At 58.6% G+C, this 17,255-nt stretch carries 15 protein-coding genes; 6 read left to right on the top strand and 9 right to left on the bottom strand.

Annotated features, from left to right (window positions below):
- Nucleotides 1-4: 4 nt before the first annotated feature.
- The gene (locus tag ABLU88_RS11180) at nt 5-1,441 is read left to right on the top strand and encodes an EAL domain-containing protein (protein WP_348836523.1); all 1,437 of its coding nucleotides are present in this window, start codon (nt 5-7) and stop codon (nt 1,439-1,441) included.
- Between the two features lie 70 nt (nt 1,442-1,511).
- Here ABLU88_RS11180 and ABLU88_RS11175 read toward each other — a convergent pair whose 3' ends face one another.
- Together ABLU88_RS11175 and yjdI are read right to left on the bottom strand one after the other, a co-directional pair.
- Entirely contained in the window at nt 1,512-1,784 is a 273-nt protein-coding gene (locus ABLU88_RS11175; RefSeq protein WP_014226706.1) for a GNAT family N-acetyltransferase, read from the bottom strand.
- 11 nt (nt 1,785-1,795) lie between these two features.
- The gene (yjdI, locus tag ABLU88_RS11170; protein ID WP_348836522.1) at nt 1,796-2,026 is read right to left on the bottom strand and encodes a 4Fe-4S mono-cluster protein YjdI; all 231 of its coding nucleotides are present in this window, start codon (nt 2,024-2,026) and stop codon (nt 1,796-1,798) included.
- 269 nt (nt 2,027-2,295) lie between these two features.
- On the opposite strand from yjdI, the gene ABLU88_RS11165 reads away from it, so the two are divergent.
- The 4 genes from ABLU88_RS11165 to ABLU88_RS11150 are packed head-to-tail and all read left to right on the top strand — an operon-like array spanning nt 2,296 to nt 7,025.
- The gene (locus tag ABLU88_RS11165; protein ID WP_014226707.1) at nt 2,296-2,568 is read left to right on the top strand and encodes a YtcA family lipoprotein; all 273 of its coding nucleotides are present in this window, start codon (nt 2,296-2,298) and stop codon (nt 2,566-2,568) included.
- Nucleotides 2,569-2,574: 6 nt separating this feature from the next.
- Entirely contained in the window at nt 2,575-3,603 is a 1,029-nt protein-coding gene (gene mdtN / locus ABLU88_RS11160) for a multidrug transporter subunit MdtN (RefSeq protein WP_348836520.1), read from the top strand.
- Between the two features lie 9 nt (nt 3,604-3,612).
- Nucleotides 3,613-5,550 carry an FUSC family protein gene (locus ABLU88_RS11155; RefSeq protein ID WP_348836519.1) on the top strand — a complete coding sequence of 646 codons (1,938 nt, stop codon included), beginning with the start codon at nt 3,613-3,615 and terminating at the stop codon, nt 5,548-5,550.
- Nucleotides 5,547-7,025: an MdtP family multidrug efflux transporter outer membrane subunit gene (locus ABLU88_RS11150; protein WP_348836518.1), complete on the top strand. Its 1,479-nt coding sequence runs from the start codon at nt 5,547-5,549 to the stop codon at nt 7,023-7,025. Before ABLU88_RS11155 ends, ABLU88_RS11150 begins: the two co-directional genes overlap by 4 nt.
- Here the strand turns inward: ABLU88_RS11150 and ABLU88_RS11145 are convergent.
- On the bottom strand, nt 7,022-9,733 hold the full coding sequence (locus ABLU88_RS11145; RefSeq protein ID WP_348836517.1) for a LuxR C-terminal-related transcriptional regulator: 2,712 nt from the start codon (nt 9,731-9,733) through the stop codon (nt 7,022-7,024). The genes ABLU88_RS11150 and ABLU88_RS11145 overlap by 4 nt on opposite strands.
- A 167-nt stretch (nt 9,734-9,900) precedes the next feature.
- Between ABLU88_RS11145 and ABLU88_RS11140 the strand changes: the two genes are divergently transcribed.
- Nucleotides 9,901-10,680 carry an acetoin reductase gene (locus tag ABLU88_RS11140; RefSeq protein ID WP_348836516.1) on the top strand — a complete coding sequence of 260 codons (780 nt, stop codon included), beginning with the start codon at nt 9,901-9,903 and terminating at the stop codon, nt 10,678-10,680.
- A gap of 40 nt (nt 10,681-10,720) precedes the next feature.
- Here the strand turns inward: ABLU88_RS11140 and ABLU88_RS11135 are convergent, their stop codons facing one another.
- The 6 genes from ABLU88_RS11135 to deoC all read right to left on the bottom strand — a co-directional run bounded on the left by ABLU88_RS11135 (nt 10,721) and on the right by deoC (nt 16,938).
- Nucleotides 10,721-12,274: a peptide MFS transporter gene (locus tag ABLU88_RS11135; protein ID WP_004124798.1), complete on the bottom strand. Its 1,554-nt coding sequence runs from the start codon at nt 12,272-12,274 to the stop codon at nt 10,721-10,723.
- A gap of 497 nt (nt 12,275-12,771) precedes the next feature.
- Complete coding sequence (locus tag ABLU88_RS11130; RefSeq protein WP_348836515.1) at nt 12,772-13,194, bottom strand: hypothetical protein; 423 nt, start codon at nt 13,192-13,194, stop codon at nt 12,772-12,774.
- Between the two features lie 425 nt (nt 13,195-13,619).
- Nucleotides 13,620-13,814 (bottom strand): hypothetical protein, encoded by a 195-nt coding sequence (locus ABLU88_RS11125; RefSeq protein WP_348836514.1) that lies wholly within the window; start codon nt 13,812-13,814, stop codon nt 13,620-13,622.
- On the bottom strand, nt 13,795-14,568 hold the full coding sequence (locus ABLU88_RS11120) for a DeoR/GlpR family DNA-binding transcription regulator (protein ID WP_009654966.1): 774 nt from the start codon (nt 14,566-14,568) through the stop codon (nt 13,795-13,797). Before ABLU88_RS11120 ends, ABLU88_RS11125 begins: the two co-directional genes overlap by 20 nt.
- A gap of 61 nt (nt 14,569-14,629) precedes the next feature.
- Nucleotides 14,630-16,135 carry an FGGY-family carbohydrate kinase gene (locus tag ABLU88_RS11115; RefSeq protein WP_348836513.1) on the bottom strand — a complete coding sequence of 502 codons (1,506 nt, stop codon included), beginning with the start codon at nt 16,133-16,135 and terminating at the stop codon, nt 14,630-14,632.
- Nucleotides 16,136-16,188: 53 nt separating this feature from the next.
- Nucleotides 16,189-16,938 (bottom strand): deoxyribose-phosphate aldolase, encoded by a 750-nt coding sequence (deoC, locus tag ABLU88_RS11110; protein ID WP_348836511.1) that lies wholly within the window; start codon nt 16,936-16,938, stop codon nt 16,189-16,191.
- Nucleotides 16,939-17,255 lie beyond the last annotated feature (317 nt).

Raw genomic sequence — 17,255 nt, 5'->3', positions numbered from 1 at the left:
GGGAATGGACTATATTCTTTCGCCCTGCTCGCTGGTCGCCGATGGATTAGCCAAAGTGATGATGGCCAACAGCATGCAGCCCGTTGTGCTGCCGTCGGATGCGACGAGGCTTCCCGGCGACGCGAACATTCGCCGCATCATCGTTTTTCTGCCGGAAACCCCGGCCAGGCTGCTCGCCACCCTACAGCAGGCCGCTGCGTTTCTCAAACATTCGGCAACGCCGCTGCCGATGCTGATCCTTAGCCGCAGCCCGGCCAGCTGGCTGTGGCATACGTTGCTGCATCAGGTCATCGATCGCCATTTACTTTCTGAAGTGCGATCCGCCGCCTCGGACCTGCCCGTCCCCAGCCTGACCGCAGTGCTCCAGGACTACATTCAGCAAAGATATCCTTCGCTTAAGCAGCTGGCTGACGAAGAGATACGCCTCGGCGGAAAGAGCCCCGGTGGGCTCACCCGGCCGGAGCTCAATGCCATTCTCGGTCTACTCAGCGGATACAGCGTCAACGCCCAGGCAAAGCGCCGCGGCATTAGTCACAAAACGCTTTATAACCAGCGAACCGCAGGACTGAAAAAAATGGTGGAACATTATCCTCAGCTGGCAACCCGTTTCCCCGGCAGCCAGACCAAAGGGCAGAAGATCCAGCCGGATGCCGCGCTCTCCGCCTTTGAGCGCGAATTTGTCCACGCGATTCACTGTCGGCAAATTTTCCCGGTCTTCCAGCCCATCACTGACGATCGGATGCGGTTAAAAGGGTTAGAGATCCTCTGTCGCTGGCGGCAAAAAGGTCAGGTTCTGCTTCCCGGCGAGTTTTTACCGCAGATACGTTCCGCGTACGCCTGGCTGGTGTTGACAGCCTTTGTGCTTCGCGAGGCCGTGGAGAATATCAATTTACATCCAGGTGAGTTTTATTTCTCAGTCAATATTCCCGCCGCTATCGCCAGCAATGACAACCTGATCCGCATGCTGGAGACCGCGCGCCAGCAGCTGCGCGAGCCCCATCAGTCCTCGAGGCTGGTACTGGAATTTGCTGAAACCCTGGACCTCAACCTGCAGAGTAAAATTGCCGACAATATTTCCCGGCTACGCAAGCAGGGCTTTGCCATTATGCTCGATGACTGCTTTTCACAAAGCAGCGTCATGTTTCCGGCGAGATCGGTCAGGTTCAGCGCTTATAAGCTGGATATGAGCATCGTCAACGATATGCAGCGCGATCCTCACGCCCAGGCCCTGATCAAAAGCCTGCTTTACTACTGCCAGCTAACCGGTAGCCGCTGTGTTGCCGAAGGCGTGGACAGCCTGGATAAATTCAACCGACTGAAAGCGCTGGGAATCGATCGTTTTCAGGGTTATCTCATCTCGCCGCCGGTGGAGCGGGAAAACGTCAGTGACCTTATCCACCAGCTTTTATCCGGCCGCGATCTGAGCCTTATCGACGGATGAACAATCGCCAGAATACGTCGCCGACCGCGCCAGGCTAAAATAGTTGCGCCAGCATGCTGGCGCATTTATTTCAGGCGCGAATATCGTCGTACTCACGGGTATTATCAAATTCATGTTTGGCAAACGGGCACAGCGGAATAATTTTGCGCTGCTCGCCGCGCATTTTTTCCACCACTTTCGCCACCAGCTTTTTCCCCACCCCCTGGCCTTTCAGGCTGGGGTCGACGTCGGTGTGTTCAATAATGCTGAGGTGCTCGCCCGTGGGTACAAAAACAATTTCCGCCACCTGCTTCCCGTCGGCGTCATTGACGTAAAACTTGTTATGACCTTCCAGTATTTCCATCATTTCCTCGCTTATTTTTGGCGATACTTTAGTGCGCCGCTCGGGCAAGTATCAATAACCTTAACCACCGTGGCCACGTCCACTTCATCCGGGACGATCCACGGTTTGCGTTTCAGGTTGAAAAGCTTCGCGCTACCGCGCACGCAGTTACCCGAGTGCTGACAGATATCGGTGTTAAAGTAGACATCGATTTTCTCGCCGGTATAGACGCGATAGCCCGCTTCCAGTAGTTCTTTATCCATGACATTGCCTCAGTTCTGACTTTTTTTTTAGCTTTGGCTCTAAGCATAGCCCTGCCAACAACCGCTGACTATCGGCGACGGGCGAAATTTATATTCCAGCGGCCTCACGCCATTAATGCAGAATGAATGATTTTCTATGCACTCGTTATCCAAAGAAAATGTTCTGTTTACCGATGAAATACAGACGCTTCGGTTATATCTATCTTTTATTTCCCCGGTAGGGAGATTACACTCATTTCACCTTAACCCGAGCACTCAGGTATTCAGTCTTGAATCGCATTGTAAAGCTGCCGCGCCCTACGCTCTTATTCTTGCTATTTACGCTCTCCGGCTGCTCATTATCCCCGGCAATTCCGGTATTAGGCGCCGCATTCCCGGGCTGGTTTTTCTGCTTAACAGGCGCCGCGCTGTTACTTATTCCCTGCCATATCCTGATTGTGCGTAAAGGATGGCAGTCGCGATTTTCTCCGCTGGTCTTCAGCTATCTGGCGCTGATGTTCCTGTTCGCCACGATTCTGTGGTTCCTGCTCTTCGTAAACTAGATACCTATGACCTCATCCCGCTCAAGCGTTATCCGCAAAAAATGGCCCCTGCTGGCGCTCGTTCTCGCCGCTATCGTGGCGCTGATTGTGGTTATCTGGCAGCTGCAAACCTCGCCGGAAACCAACGATGCCTATGTGTATGCCGACACCATCGACGTGGTGCCGGAAGTGAGCGGGCGGATCGTCGAGATGCCGATTCGCGACAATCAGCGGGTAAAAAAAGGCGACCTGCTGTTCCGCATCGACCCGCGCCCCTACCAGGCGATGCTTGATGATGCCAAAGCGCGGCTGACCACGCTTGATGCGCAGATTATGCTGACCCAGCGCACAATCAAAGCGCAGGAGTACAACGCGCAGTCAGTCAACGCCGCCGTTGAACGCGCTAAAGCGCTGGTTAAGCAGACCACCTCTTCACGCATTCGCCTTGAGCCGCTGGTACCGCAAGGGTTTGCCTCCCAGGAGGATCTTGATCAGGCGCGAACGGCAGAAAAAGCGGCGCGCGCCGAGCTGGAAGCCACCCTGCTGCAGGCGAAACAGGCTTCCGCCGCCGTGACCGGCGTCGATGCCATGGTGGCGCAGCGGGCGGGTATCCTCGCGCAAATTGCGCTGGCCGAGCTGCACCTCGAATTTACCGAAGTCCGCGCGCCGTTTAACGGCGTGGTGGTGGCGCTGAAAACGACGATCGGCCAGTACGCCTCGGCCCTGAAGCCGGTCTTTACCCTGCTGGATGACGACCACTGGTACGTGGTGGCGAACTTCCGCGAAACCGATTTAAAAAACGTGCGGCCCGGCGTTCCGGCCAGAATCACCGTGATGACCAACCACAGTCGCGCCTTCAAGGGCGTGGTCGACTCGGTCGGCACCGGCGTTCTGCCCGACGGCGGCAGCGTGATTGAAGGCCTGCCGGTTATCCAGAAGAGTATCAACTGGGTCCACGTTTCCCAGCGCTTCCCGGTCAAAATCGCCGTTAAAGACCCCGACCCGAACCTGTTTCGTATGGGCGCCTCCGCCAGCGCCGTTCTGCAGCCGCAATAAGGAGACGGCATGCAGAGCTTGTGGCCCTTTCTGACCCGGGAACTCCGCGATGCGCCGGGGCGGGCGAACTACACCCTGCGCCTGACGCTCAGCTGCGCGGTGCTGATTGTGCTGTTTATGACGCTGCATATTCCCTTCCTCGCCGTCGCGCTGATCGTGGTGTTTTACGTCAGCCAGCCGAACGTCCTGATGATCAAACTGGTGAGCGTGGTTTTCGTGGTGACCGTCAGCGTCGCGCTGGGCGGCGTGCTGCTGATTATCAAGTGGACCTATGACTATCCACTGATCCGCCTGGTCGCCTCGGTGATCCTGTTCTTCTGCGCCATTTACCTGATGCGGGTGCTCGGCAAGCTCGGGCTGGCGTTTTTCGTGGTGGCGCTGGCGGTCATCTACGCCCAGACCTTCCCGTCGATGACCAGCCAGAGCGAAATTCTGGTGCGCCTGCTGCTGTGGCTATGGGTGGCGATCAACACCGCGATTCTGGTGACCCTGCTGGTCAACGCCTGTTTCCAGCAGGCCTTTCCCGGCTATCAGTTTAAAGCCCGGCTGGTGGTGATGCTCCGCCAGACGGCGCAGCGCCTGAGCCAAGCGGACGATGGCACGCCGCCGCCCACCGTTACCGAGATTGCCGGGCAGTTTAACCAACTGCGGTCCCTGTATCAGCAGGCCGCGCGCGCCACGCCGGACATTGCCGCCAGCCCGCAGGCCTGGCAGTCGCTGATGGCCGCCGCGCTGAGCTGCTCTCATTTGACGGCGCTCCTCCAGCCGGGCGACGACCATCCCGATGCGCGTCGGCGGATAGCCAGCCAGCTTAACGCGCTGGCGGATAATCTGCCCGCGGCGGCGGCGGTCCAGCCGCTGATTGTCCCGCGCGACGGCGCCAACAGCGCCATTTTGCAGGAAATCGCCGAGGTTCTGGCGCGGCTGGCGCGCGGCGAAACCATCCCGCTGCCGCAGGGCGAAGTGGAAAAAGCGCCGCTGCTTTTGCCGGACGCGTGGTCCAATCCGGCCTATCTGCACTTTGCCCTGAAAACGCTGCTGGCGACGCTGCTGTGCTACGTTTTTTACACCGCCGCCGACTGGCAGGGCATCCACACCATCATGCTGAGCTGCGTGATCGTCGCCCAGCCGGGCCTGGGCGCCACCATGCAGAAAACGTGGCTACGCATCGGCGGCGCGCTGCTGGCCACGCTGATTGCGCTGCTTCTGATCGTCTTTGTGCAGCCCTGGACCGATTCGCTGAGCGGCCTGCTGGCGATGACCCTGCCGGTCTTCGCGCTGGCGGCGTGGATTGCGGCGGGGTCGGAGCGCATCGCCTACGCCGGCATTCAGATAGGCTTTACCTTCGCGCTGGCGTTCCTGAGCTGGTTTGGCCCGCTCAGCAACCTTACCGAGCTGCGCGACCGGGTTATCGGCATCCTGCTCGGCGTGCTGGTTTCCTCCATTGTTCATCTCTATTTATGGCCCGATAGCGAAGCGCCGCAGCTGAAAGCGCGTCTGGCCCAGCTGTATCGCCAGCTGGCGCAGACCCTCGCCGCCCGCGACGATGAGGTTCAACTAGTACCGCTGTTTGCCGCGCTGACCGAGAGCGAAACCTTAATCAACCGGGTGGCCGCCGAGCCGCTGGGAACCTATGCGCACCCGTGGTCGGAAGCCAAAAGCTGGCCGGCGCGGGCAACCTTTCGTCAGGCAGAGGAGATCCTGCGTCTCAGCGAAGGCTATCGCCTCTACGCCGCGCCGGAAGATACCTTTTTAGCGCGCTGCGCCCGGCGGCTTGAAGCCTACGCCAGCGATATCGATGCGCAGCAAAATACCGTTGAGCGCGTTCAGGCGCCGCAGCCGGATCCGGCGAATCCGTTCGGCGCGCCGCTGGTCAATGCGCTAGCCGCGCTGCCCACGTGGCCGCTTGCGTCTTCCGTTATTCCGCGACAGGCAACCCGATCATGACGAAAACCACTCCTCTTCCGCGCGTCTGGCGCTCCCTGGCGCTTGCCTTCGCCCTGACGCTGTTAAGCGGGTGCGCGTTAATTCAGGACGATCCCGGCCAGGTGCCGATGGTCAAGCCGCAGCAGGCCGAGCTGGCGCAGGTGATCCATCTGGCGAATAGCGGCTGGCCGACGGCGCGCTGGTGGGAAGGCTATCAGGATCCGCAGCTCAATATGCTGGTCAACCGCGCGTTGCAGAATTCACCCACTATGCAGGCGGCGCGGCTGCGTATTTCGCAATCGCAGTCCACGGTTGAGCTGGCGCAGTCGGCAATGGGCGTTCAGGCCACCGCCGTGGCGGCGCAAAACCGCCTGCGGGTAACCAATAAACAGTTTACCTGGCCCTACTCCTTCTCCCTGCCGGTGGATAAAAACGGCCCCTGGTACACGCTGAATACGGTCGGCGTCGGAGCGACGCTGAATATCGATTTATGGGGCGCCGACCGCGCCCGCGTCGCCGCCGCGATTGGCGAAAAGAACGCCCGCCAGGCGGAGACCGCCGGTATCGAGCTGGATCTCGCCAGCAGCGTGGCTCAGCTCTATTTCGCGATGCAGGCAACTTTTCAGAAAATCGAATTACTCAACCAGCTGGAGGCTATCGCCCGCCTCTCGGTGCAGGCGCACGAGCATCGTACCGCGCGCGGCGTCGAGGATAGCGTCGATGTCGCCAATGCCCAGGCGGAGCTTCTGGCGGCGCAGCAGCAGGTGATTACGGCGCAGGGGACGCTGACGCAGTATCGGGAAACCCTGCGGGCGCTGATCGGTGCCGATGCGCATAGCATGCCGGAGATTCACCCCGTGGCGCTGCCGACGCTGCAGGAAACGCTCCCGGACTCGCTCTCGTTTGAGCTACTGGCCCGCCGCCCGGACCTGCAGGCGCTGCGCGGCTACGTTAGCGCTTCCATGAGCCAGGTGGACGCGGCAAAAGCGGCCTTTTACCCGCACTTTGATATCAAGGCCTTCTGGGGCTACAACGCGCTGAGCGTCGGCGATCTGTTTAAGTCCTCATTCCAGCAGATCAATATACTGCCGGGGCTCTATTTACCGCTGTTTGACGGCGGGCGCTTAAACGCCAACCTGAAATCGACGCGTACGGCGAGCAATATTTTGATTAAGCAGTACAACCAGGCGGTGCTGGACGCGGTGCGCGACGTGGCGATTAGCTCCAGCCAGCTGAACGATTTGAACCAGCAGGCCGCCCTGCAGCAGCAGAAAGTGACGGCGGCGATGGTGACCACCCGCAGCGCCAGCGCGCACCATCTGCGCGGGCTGATCAGCTACTATGCGGCGCAGGAGGCGCGTCGCCCGGCCATCGCGCAGCAGCTTTTGCTGCTGGATATCCAGGCCCAGCGGCTCAGTACCGATATCACCTTGATTAAAGCGCTGGGCGGCGATTATCGCGGCCCGGCGCTGAGCGAGAACGCCCCATCGCGCTAGCTTAACAGGCGCCATTCGCGCGCCTGGTTTACCGCCTGGATGCGCCCCTTCACCTGCAGCTTTTCATACAGCTGCTTAAGGTGCCATTTGACGGTTTCCGCCGAAATGCCCAGCTCGCGCGCCACGCCCTTGTTGGAATGGCCGCTGGCAATCAAACGCAGGGTCTGCTGCTCCCGTTCGGTCAGCCGCAGCGCGGGCGGCTGCGGACGCGCCGTATCAATCACGATACCGGCGGCGGCGAAGCCGGACAGCAAAGCGACGATATCGGCGGTCAGCGCATCATCCGCCGCGCCGCGCTTGTGCATCTCCGCCAGCAGCGCAGCCATCTCTTCCCTCCCCTCCAGCAGGCTGCGCCACAGCCCCTGACGCAGCGCGCGCGCAAGCGCCGGCCGGCAGACAGCCATCGCCTGCTCCCGCTCGCCGGCACGCCAGAGGGCAAGCGCCTGCTTGAGCCGCAAACGAACGGCGAACAGCCACTCACCGCTGGTTTCCCGCACGCCGGCCAGCGTATCCAACAGCCGGGCGGCGGCCTGCGGTTCGCCGGCGGCGATAAGGAGATGGCTCTGGCTGAGCGCGATATATCCGCCGGCAGCCTCCGTCTGGTTAAGGGTCTGCAGGCGAAGCAGCAGCGCGTCGGCGGCCAGTTTGTCGCCCGCGTGAAGGGCAACGGCAATCCGCTCCGCCAGCAGCGGAGCCTGCGCCCGCAGCCAGCCGCGCTGGGCCGCCAGCCCTTCGGCGTGCAGTAATAGTGATTCGGCTTCCGCCAGTCTCCCCATTTCACGGGCCTGACGGGCCAGGATGATATAGCCGCGGCTAAGGCCGTCGGGCGGACAGAAGTTGTCGATGGTCTCCAGACGCGGAACCAGCAGGCTTTGCGCCTGCTCGCCCTTCCCCTGCTCCCAGGCGATCTCGGCGAGAATGGGCGCCAGGGTAGCGCCGCTGCTGGCGTTCTCGCCGGTATGCTGCTCCGCATAGCGCAGCGCTCCCGCGGCCTGGCGTTCCGCTTCGGCGAGATTCCCCTGGCGCAAATAGCTCTGCGCCATAACAAAGGCCCGGTAGACCGTCACGAACAGGTTGCGGTTAGCAACGCTGACGCCGGATACCCGCTGCTGTACCTCCAGCGCCTGCTGCGGCCGGGAGTCCGCAAGATGGCAGTAGCTGAGGATGTTGCACACCAGGCCATCAACCCAGATATCGCCGCAGGGCACCTCGCGCAGCAGCGGTTCGACAATAGCGATACTGCGGGCAATATTGTCGGCAAAGGCTTCGCAGATCGCGCGAACGACCCGCAGCTTCACCCACGAGCTGTGGGCCAGCGCCCCGCCATGCGCCGCCGATTGCGTCTCAATGGCGTCGAGCAGCTGGCGAGCGTCGCTAAACCGGAAGCGGTGGGCTAACGCCCAGGCCAGGTTAAGCTGAAGCTCGATGCGCGACGGGTCGAGATTGGCTGGCAGGTAGCGTATCCACTGCACCAGGGTATCGATATCCCCCTCCTCCGCCAGAGACTGCGCGCCCGCTTCCGCATCCCTGGCCGCCGATTTTCCTGCGGCCAGCGCATGGCGTATCGCCTCGGCCCACAGCTGCTGCGAGGCGAACCAGGCGCTGGCGCGATCGTGCAGCTGGCGAATATCAATATCCCCGCCGTGGCGCAGGCGATGCAGCAGCGCGTCGCGCATCAGCGGGTGATAGCGAAACCAGCGGCCGCTGTCGTCCAGCGCGGAAAGAAACAGATTGTGCTGCGCTATCCACCTCAGCATCTCGCCGCCGTTATGGCGGCCGCAGACGGCATCGCACAGATCCGGATGCAGGCGATTAAGCACGGAGGTATGCAGCAGGAAGTCGAATACTTCGGGCGGCAGCGGCGCGAAAATCACTTCATCCAGATAGCGGGAAATTGACCGCGAGCCGGCGCCAAGGTCCATCGCCGTAGACGCGTCCGGGGAGAGCGCGGCCATTTTCATTCCCGCGACCCACCCTTGTGTGAGCGCGATAAGCCGGGGGATCGCCTGCGGATCCAGCCCCGACGCGCCAGCGAAATAAGCGCGGGCTTCGCTGGGGGTAAAGCGCAGCTCCGGGTCATAGACCTCCAGCAGCTGGTCCTGCATATGCAGACGGCTCAGGGCTAAAGGCGGCTGACTACGGCTACCGATGAGCAGATGCAGCGCCGGCGGCGCATGGTGCAGCAGCCAGTTCATTCCCTGATGAATCGCCGGGTCGCTGATGCACTGATAGTCGTCGAGGATCAGGTACAGCGGGTGCGGGCACTGATTAAGCTGATTAACGAGCTCAGCAAAGAACAGGGGGAGCTCGGCCGGAAGCTCGCCTTGTAACAGATGCAGAAACGACGGGCTCCATCCCTGCCACAGCGGCCGCAGCGCCTCCTGTAGATAGCGCATAAACAGCAGCGGCGCGTTGTCGTCCTCTTCAAGGCTCAGCCAGGCCAGCGCGTCCCCTTGTCGAAGGCGGTGCCGGTACCACTGCGCCAGCAGGGTGGTTTTGCCAAACCCGGCGGGCGCGCGCAGCAGGGTTAAACGGCGGGAGACGGCGCCGTCGAGGCGCTGCAGCAGGCGCTCCCGCGACAGCAGGCTTTCCGGCGTACGGGGCGGCGTAAAGCGCGTGGAAATAAGCGGCAGCGTCCCGGTGAAACGTAAAGGTTCCTGATGAACAAACGCTGTCAGTGAATCATCCGCCGAGGGTAAAAAAGCCATACCGCGATTACTCCTTAAATCCAGTCCGTACGCTCATTATCCCCCCCATCAGGGGGGTAGGCCACGCTTATTGCGCCCGATAGAGTAGTGCCATTCGCCGCAGCGGCTACGACGACATCGGCCGCGGGCCTCCCTGGTTTATTAATCAGTACAAGGTGAGTACAGACATGGCTATCGAAAATAAAGTTGCGCTGGTGACCGGCGCCGGTCAGGGCATTGGTCGCGGTATCGCGTTGCGTCTGGCTAAAGACGGCGCGTCGGTGATGCTGGTCGACGTGAACCCGGAAGGGATTGCCGCCGTCGCCGCCGAAGTGGAAGCGCTGGGGCGCAAAGCGGCCACCTTCGTCGCTAACATCGCCGACCGCGCGCAGGTGTACGCCGCCATCGATGAAGCGGAAAAACAGCTGGGCGGCTTTGATATTATCGTGAACAACGCCGGGATCGCCCAGGTTCAGGCGCTGGCCGATGTAACGCCTGAAGAAGTGGACCGCATCATGCGCATCAACGTTCAGGGTACCCTGTGGGGCATTCAGGGGGCGGCGAAAAAATTCATCGATCGTCAGCAGAAAGGGAAAATCATCAACGCCTGCTCTATCGCCGGTCATGATGGTTTCGCGCTGCTGGGCGTCTATTCCGCCACCAAATTTGCCGTACGCGCCCTGACGCAGGCAGCGGCGAAAGAGTACGCCAGCCGCGGCATCACGGTTAACGCCTACTGTCCGGGGATTGTGGGAACCGGAATGTGGACCGAGATCGATAAGCGCTTCGCCGACATTACCGGTGCGCCGGTGGGCGAAACCTATAAAAAATACGTGGAAGGCATCGCCCTTGGCCGCGCCGAAACGCCGGACGATGTGGCAAGCCTGGTCTCTTATCTGGCAGGCCCGGACTCCGATTATGTTACCGGTCAGTCGATTCTGATCGATGGCGGTATTGTTTACCGTTAAGGGTTAAACCCGGCGCAGAACGCGCCGGGTTTTTGCGGGATTACGCGTTAGCCGCGGGCTCCTGCGGCTTGTCGCTGCGGGTGTTTTCCAGCATCCGGCGAACCGGAACAATCAGCAGGCACAGCACCGCGGCGCAGATCAGCAGCGCAATGGAGCAGCGTGCGAACAGGTCAGGCAGCATATCCAGCTGATCGGCCTTCACGTGGCCGCCAATCAGGCCCGCCGCCAGGTTACCCAGGGCGCTGGCGCAGAACCACAGCCCCATCATCTGGCCGCGCATTCTTTCCGGCGCCAGCAGGGTCATGGTCGCCAGGCCAATCGGGCTAAGGCACAGCTCCCCCAGCGTCAGCATCAGAATACTGCCCACCAGCCACATCGGCGAAACGCCCGCGCCGTTGTTGCTCAGGACGTTTTGCGCCGCCAGCATCATCAGACCAAAGCCCGCCGCCGCGCATAAAATACCGATAACAAACTTAGTGATGCTGCTCGGACGGACGTTTTTGCGCGCCAGCGCAGGCCATGCCCAGCTGAATACCGGCGCCAGCAAAATAATAAACAGGGCGTTGATCGACTGGAACCACACCGCCGGGATCTCGAAGGAGCCGAGCATACGGTTGGTATAGTCGTTAGCGAACAGGTTAAACGAAGTCGGTTTCTGCTCAAACGCCGACCAGAAAAAGGCGGCGGAGATGAGCAGGATAAAGCATACCAGCAGGCGGGCGCGCTCTTTGCGGCTCAGTCCGGCGAAGACGAACAGGTAGATAAAATAGAGCACCACCGACGCCGCAATCACGTAGACCAGCACGCTGGCGACCGCCACCGGGTTAATCACGATAACGCCCTGGGCAATCAACGCGATGATAACCGCCACGCCGACCGTCAGCGCCAGCAGCCATGCGCCGACGCCGTTTCGTTTCACTACCGGGCTGTTCCAGGTGGAGTCGAGGCCGACTTCGCTGTCGTAGCGTTTCATCGCCGGAACGGCAAAGACGCGGAAGATAATCAGTGCCACCAGCATCCCGATGCCGCCGATGCCGAAGCCCCAGTGCCAGCCGTGAGATTTAATCAGCCAGCCGGAGATCAGCGGGGCGATAAACGACCCCATGTTGATGCCCATATAGAACAGCGAGAAGCCGCCGTCGCGGCGCGCATCGCCTTTCTTGTACAGCGTACCGACCATCACCGAAATACAGGTTTTGAACAGGCCGGAACCGAGCACGATAAACATCAGGCCGATAAAGAACAGGCTATCCCCCATCACCGCCGACAGCGCGATGGAGAGATGGCCGAGGGCGATCAGAATCGAGCCGTACCAGACCGCCTTTTGTTGCCCGAGCCAGTTATCCGCCAGCCAGCCGCCGGGCAGCGCGGCAAGATACATGGTCCCGGCAAAGATCCCGACAATGGCCGACGCGTTCTCGCGCGCCAGCCCCATCCCGCCGTCATAGACGGTGGCCGCCATAAACAGGATCAGTAATGGTCGAATACCGTAAAACGAGAACCGTTCCCACATTTCGGTGAAAAACAGCGAACCGAGGGGGTAAGGATGACCAAAAAAGGTCCGAGTTTCATTTTTATTAACAGAGGAATGCATAACTTCTCCCAAAGATGTCCGCAGCGCTTTAACGCAGCGGAAAGCGTGTTGGCCTTTTATACACAAGGCCAATCATTCACATTTAATGTGACGTAATTTAACCATTTGATAACCTAATAATGGTCCTGTCTAGTCCCTTCCCCCAACTTTTTAGATGAAAAGTCGACAAACGTCTACTTTTACAGATTTAAAGTTGGCGAGAGAGGAAATGTGATTGACAGAGGCATTCATGACAAAAATGATAATTTTTTATTTATTTACAATGAGTTAAGAAATCACTCTGGCATCCTCATCCCGCCAGAGAACCCGGGCGATAAAAGGGGTAAAAGCGGGAAAAAACAGCATTAATGGGGGCTTTAATGAGTAATGCCGTTTAATGGCATTCTCATCGACTCAAACCAGGGGGAACTCGCGGCAGGGAATATTCCAACCTGCAGCCGGAAGAACGATCGAAGCGAGCATCCCGGCTCATTGGCCTATTGACGGAGAGGAGATATCTACAGATAGCGGATCAAAAAGACGATAAACTCCTCAATCAGCTGTGGCTTCATGACTCTAAAAATATACTTAAACTTTTTATGGGATATTTTTACAATGCGCCATTTCGCTTTTGATGCCGTCAGCCGCAGGGTGAGCCTGACTTTCAGCGACAGGCTTTCTTCAGATACAATAATCTGCACTTTATTTCTTGCGTAGTCATATTTGAAACTAATATCAAAAAAGAAACCATCGTTTGCCACGGTGATTTTTTTGGCATCGCCAAAAGAACCCTTGGTAACTTTATTATCAGGATTTGCTTTTAGATGTGACAATATTGAGACATATAAGCACACGAATTTTATTTTAAACTCACGCCGCTGTCGCTTTATCTCCTCCTTTTCCTTCCTTAATCTCTCCAGGCTATTTGTCATCGAACTCATTTATTTTTTCCTGCCATATGATTTATATCCTATATAATCACCAGCGAGGTTTTTAAGACAGGATAGCATCACGATAATTCTCCATGCGAATAATCAGACAACGCCTCAAAATATTATTTCTGTAGCGTTGGGTAGTATCCGCTCATTATGGCTTGCATAATGACAATATATAAAATATGGTTTTTACTGCCATAACGCGATTCTGACATAAAGATTGAAATAAAATCCACTTTTTATTTCATTGGACATGCTTTTCAGAAGTTTCGCGTTACATTTTAAATGTCCGCGTGCTAAGAATTATATTAGCTACGCGCATAATGTATTGAAAACTTTTAAAAAGCGGGAAAACCAGTGACCCGTTTGTTCGTTGACGGATAAGCCGATGCTCCCGATGGCATAAAGAAACGTTTGAGGGACTATACCCTTCAGGGGGTATCTTTCCTGTACGCCACTATCAACGACGCTTTAATCCAGCGCGCTTTAATTGCGCTATATTCGGAAGAAGCCATCACTTTCTCCAGCGCCGGGTTGATACGCGGCGCAATACCGAGCCCTTTACCGTGGTACTCCGGATCGGTGCGCCGCTGCCGGAACAGAACGCTAGAGGTGCGCCTCTTCATCCAGGGAGATCACCTGAATGCCGGCATTACGATACGCCTGAACGTCATCGGGCAGACGATCGACCACCACGGTATCAATCCGATCCGCGGCGGTAAACTGGGCAAGCGAGGTATTATTCAGCTTGCTGTAGTCGCAGACGATAATCACCTGGCTGGCGTGCTCAACCATGCCGCGTTTCGTTTCTGCCAGCATGATATCGGCCACGCAGGCGCCGTGTTTCAGCGACAGCGAATTGGCGCCCATAAACGCTTTATCGACGTTCAGGGTATCAAGAATAGAGCGTCCGTTGATCGCTACCACGCAGTGGTACCCCTTCTTCACGATCCCGCCCAGCAGAATAGTTTGAATCGAGGGGCTGGCTTCCAGCTCGCGGGCGATTTGGTAATCGTTGGTGACCACCGTGACGTTTTGTCGGTCGCGAATATTGCGCGCGATATGCAGGGTCGTCGTGCCGGTATCCAGCACAATAATGTCGCCATCCTCAACCAGCGCCGCCGCGCGCTGGCCGATCCGCTCTTTCGCGCTGAGGTTGACAATTTCACGCGCGTCCGATGCCTGTTCAAAGCTCGCCCGCGTGCGAAGGACGGCGCCGCCGTGGGTACGGGTCAGCAGTCCCTCCTCTTCCAGCTGGCGGAGATCGGCACGAATGGTGGCGCCAGATACATTAAAGACGTCACACATCTCAGAAACAGCCACTTTGCGTTTTTCCCTGAGAATACTGAGCAACTTCTCCTGTCTTTCTTCTGCAAACATTCTGCCTCTCTCTTATTTACGGCACGTTACGCGCGGCGCGGCGCTGGCTTACCGTTGCTTATCAGTCGGGTCCTGCGCTCAGGGCATCCAGCCTGTCGTATAAGGCGGCGGATTGCCGGTAGAGCGTATCAAAAAGCTCGCTGCAGGCGTGGTAATAATCCCGCAGACGGGGATCCGGCGAAATCAGCTTATCGAACTGCACCGTCTGCCTCACGCCGCTGGCAAAATCCGCGTACAGCCCCGCGCCAACCCCGGCGATAATACCGCATCCGGTGACGCCATTCTCCTGATTGCGCGTAGATAATATCGGAAGATTGTACGCCGCGGCTTTGATTTCAAGCCACAGCGGGCTGCGCGCGCCGCCGCCGGAAGCGATCATTTGTTGCGGATATTGCCCGCACGCCTGCAGCTGGCGCAGATTGCGCCAGGACGCAAAGGCCACCCCTTCCAGGACCGCGCGGAATAAATGACCGCGGCGATGCTTGCGCTGCAGGCCGAAGAACTGCGCCCGCGAGTTCGTATGTTCGGCCAGGCGCTCTCCCGTCAGATAAGGAAGAAAGAGCAGCCCTTCCGCACCGGCCGGCACCGCCGCCGCTTCCTGCAAAAGCTGCGGGTGGGTAATCTGGTTATCGGCAAGCGCCAGCCGCGCCCAGCGGACGGCATCGCCGCCGGCGTCGAGAATCGTAAATCCGCCCCAGGCCGCGTTAGCCAGATGAAGGTTATTGACCAGCGGGTGGCGTAACGGCCGCGGCGACACCACGGTGATCAGCGTCGACGTGCCGGTGGAGTCGGACGCCATCCCCGGCTCATATACTCCCGAGCCCAGCAGAGAGGCCGCCATGTCCGACGTACCGGCAACCACCGGGATCCCTGGCGGCAGGCCCGTCAGGCCGGCGGCGCGTGGGGTTACCTGGCCGATAATGTCGCTGGAAAGTTTGAGGTCCGGTAGCTGATCGACCCGCAGGCCAAACGTTTCGCAGGCTTGCGAAGACCAGGCGCGGGTTTCGCTGTCCATCAGGAAATAGCAGGACGCCTCGCTATAGTCGGTCGCCAGAGCGCCGGTCAGCATGAAATTAATATAGTCCTTCGGCATCAACACTTTGGCGAGCTTTGGCCAGCGCTCCGGATGATGTTCACGCCACCAGGCTAATTTGAAAGCGGGCCACGCCGCCGCGGGCGGATTATTTAAATGCGCCAGCCACTTTTCCCGCCCTTCGCGCGCGGTAAAAGCTTCCACCTGCGGCTGGCTGCGCTTGTCATTCCACAGCAGCGCCCTGTCCTCCACCAGCTCGCCGCCATCGTCCAGCAGGACGGTGCCGTGCATCTGCCCGCAGGCGCCAATAACCGCAATCTGCGCAGCCGTTTCAGGATAGCGGTAAAGCACTTCGCGTATGCAGTCGCAGGCGGCCTGCCACCATAACGACGGGGCCTGTTCTGACCAACCCGCACGCGGCGTGGTCTGTTCATACTCTCTTTGCGCAAAGCCGACCATCGTGCCGTCAACGCGCAAAAGAGCGGCGCGGGTACTGCCAGTGCCAACATCAATCGTGAGTATTTTATCTTTCATCACTGACTCCGGTGACGTCTTAAGGCGGGCCATCAGGCCCGCGGTCTCTCAGTTTAATCGGCGTTCAGCTCGGGAAAGCGTTCCGGGTGCTGCTCCAGTTCAGCCAGCACCTTTGTGACCGCGCCATGGCTCATGCCAAAGCGGCGGACGCCAAGCTGGTACAGGGCGCGCACCGTTGCCAGATCGCGAATCCCCCCGGCGCCTTTGATATCGATTCGTCCTTTAAGCTGGTCGGCAATAATGCTGACTTTTTCCACCGTCGCGCCGGTCGGCGCCCAGCCGGTGGAGGTTTTGACCCACTTCATCCCCACCTCTACGGCGATATCGCACACGCGGCGAATCTGCTCCTCATTGAGATAGTGCGTTTCGAGGATCACCTTCGCCGGTACCGGCGCGGCGGCCTCCACCACGCGGCGCAAATCTTCGCGCACATAGTCATAATCGCCGGATAACACTTTGCCGATATTCACCACCATATCCACTTCGCGGGCGCCATCGGCAATCAGCTGCCGCACTTCCTGAACCTTGGTGTCAGTCGCATGCCCGCCGCCGGGAAAGCCGACCGGCCCGCCAATCATCACCTCTCCCGTCCCCTGCTGCGGCAGCAACGAACTGAGAAAACGCGTCCAGCAGGGCAGAACGTGGACGGAAATAATGTTGTATCGGGTTGCCAGCTCGGCGCAGGCGCGAACGTCCGCTTCGGTACTGGTGGCCTGGACTGCGCTCAGGTCGACTAAACGTGCAAAACGACGGGTTGTTTCATTCATGGTTTTATCCTGCTCTTTGTTTTTAGTTGCTTTCATTTAATGCTCTCAATCGGCTTAAATCCATTTAAAAACGCATCAAATGAAAATAACGTGATCAAATTAGCATTTTTTTATTTTCATTTGCTTTTAATTAGCAGACGAGAAATGAGCGAAGCCCTTGATGAACGGGCGTAAACGGGCATAAACGGGCGCAAAGGCAATATTGCATTTATTTTTGTTTGTTTTTGTTTATGCCTGAATAACGGGCGAGAGAGCGAAACCGCTGCCGGATATGACGCCAAAATGCGTACGCTGTCACATTGACCGGCGACAAAACGGTCGCCTTCGCCGGATATTCCGGAGGTCTCAACGCC

This window comes from Klebsiella sp. GW_Kp182 (genome assembly GCF_040062275.1).
GTDB classification, from domain to species: Bacteria; Pseudomonadota; Gammaproteobacteria; order Enterobacterales; family Enterobacteriaceae; genus Klebsiella; species Klebsiella michiganensis.
This window is presented reverse-complemented; position numbering and strand designations above follow the sequence as displayed.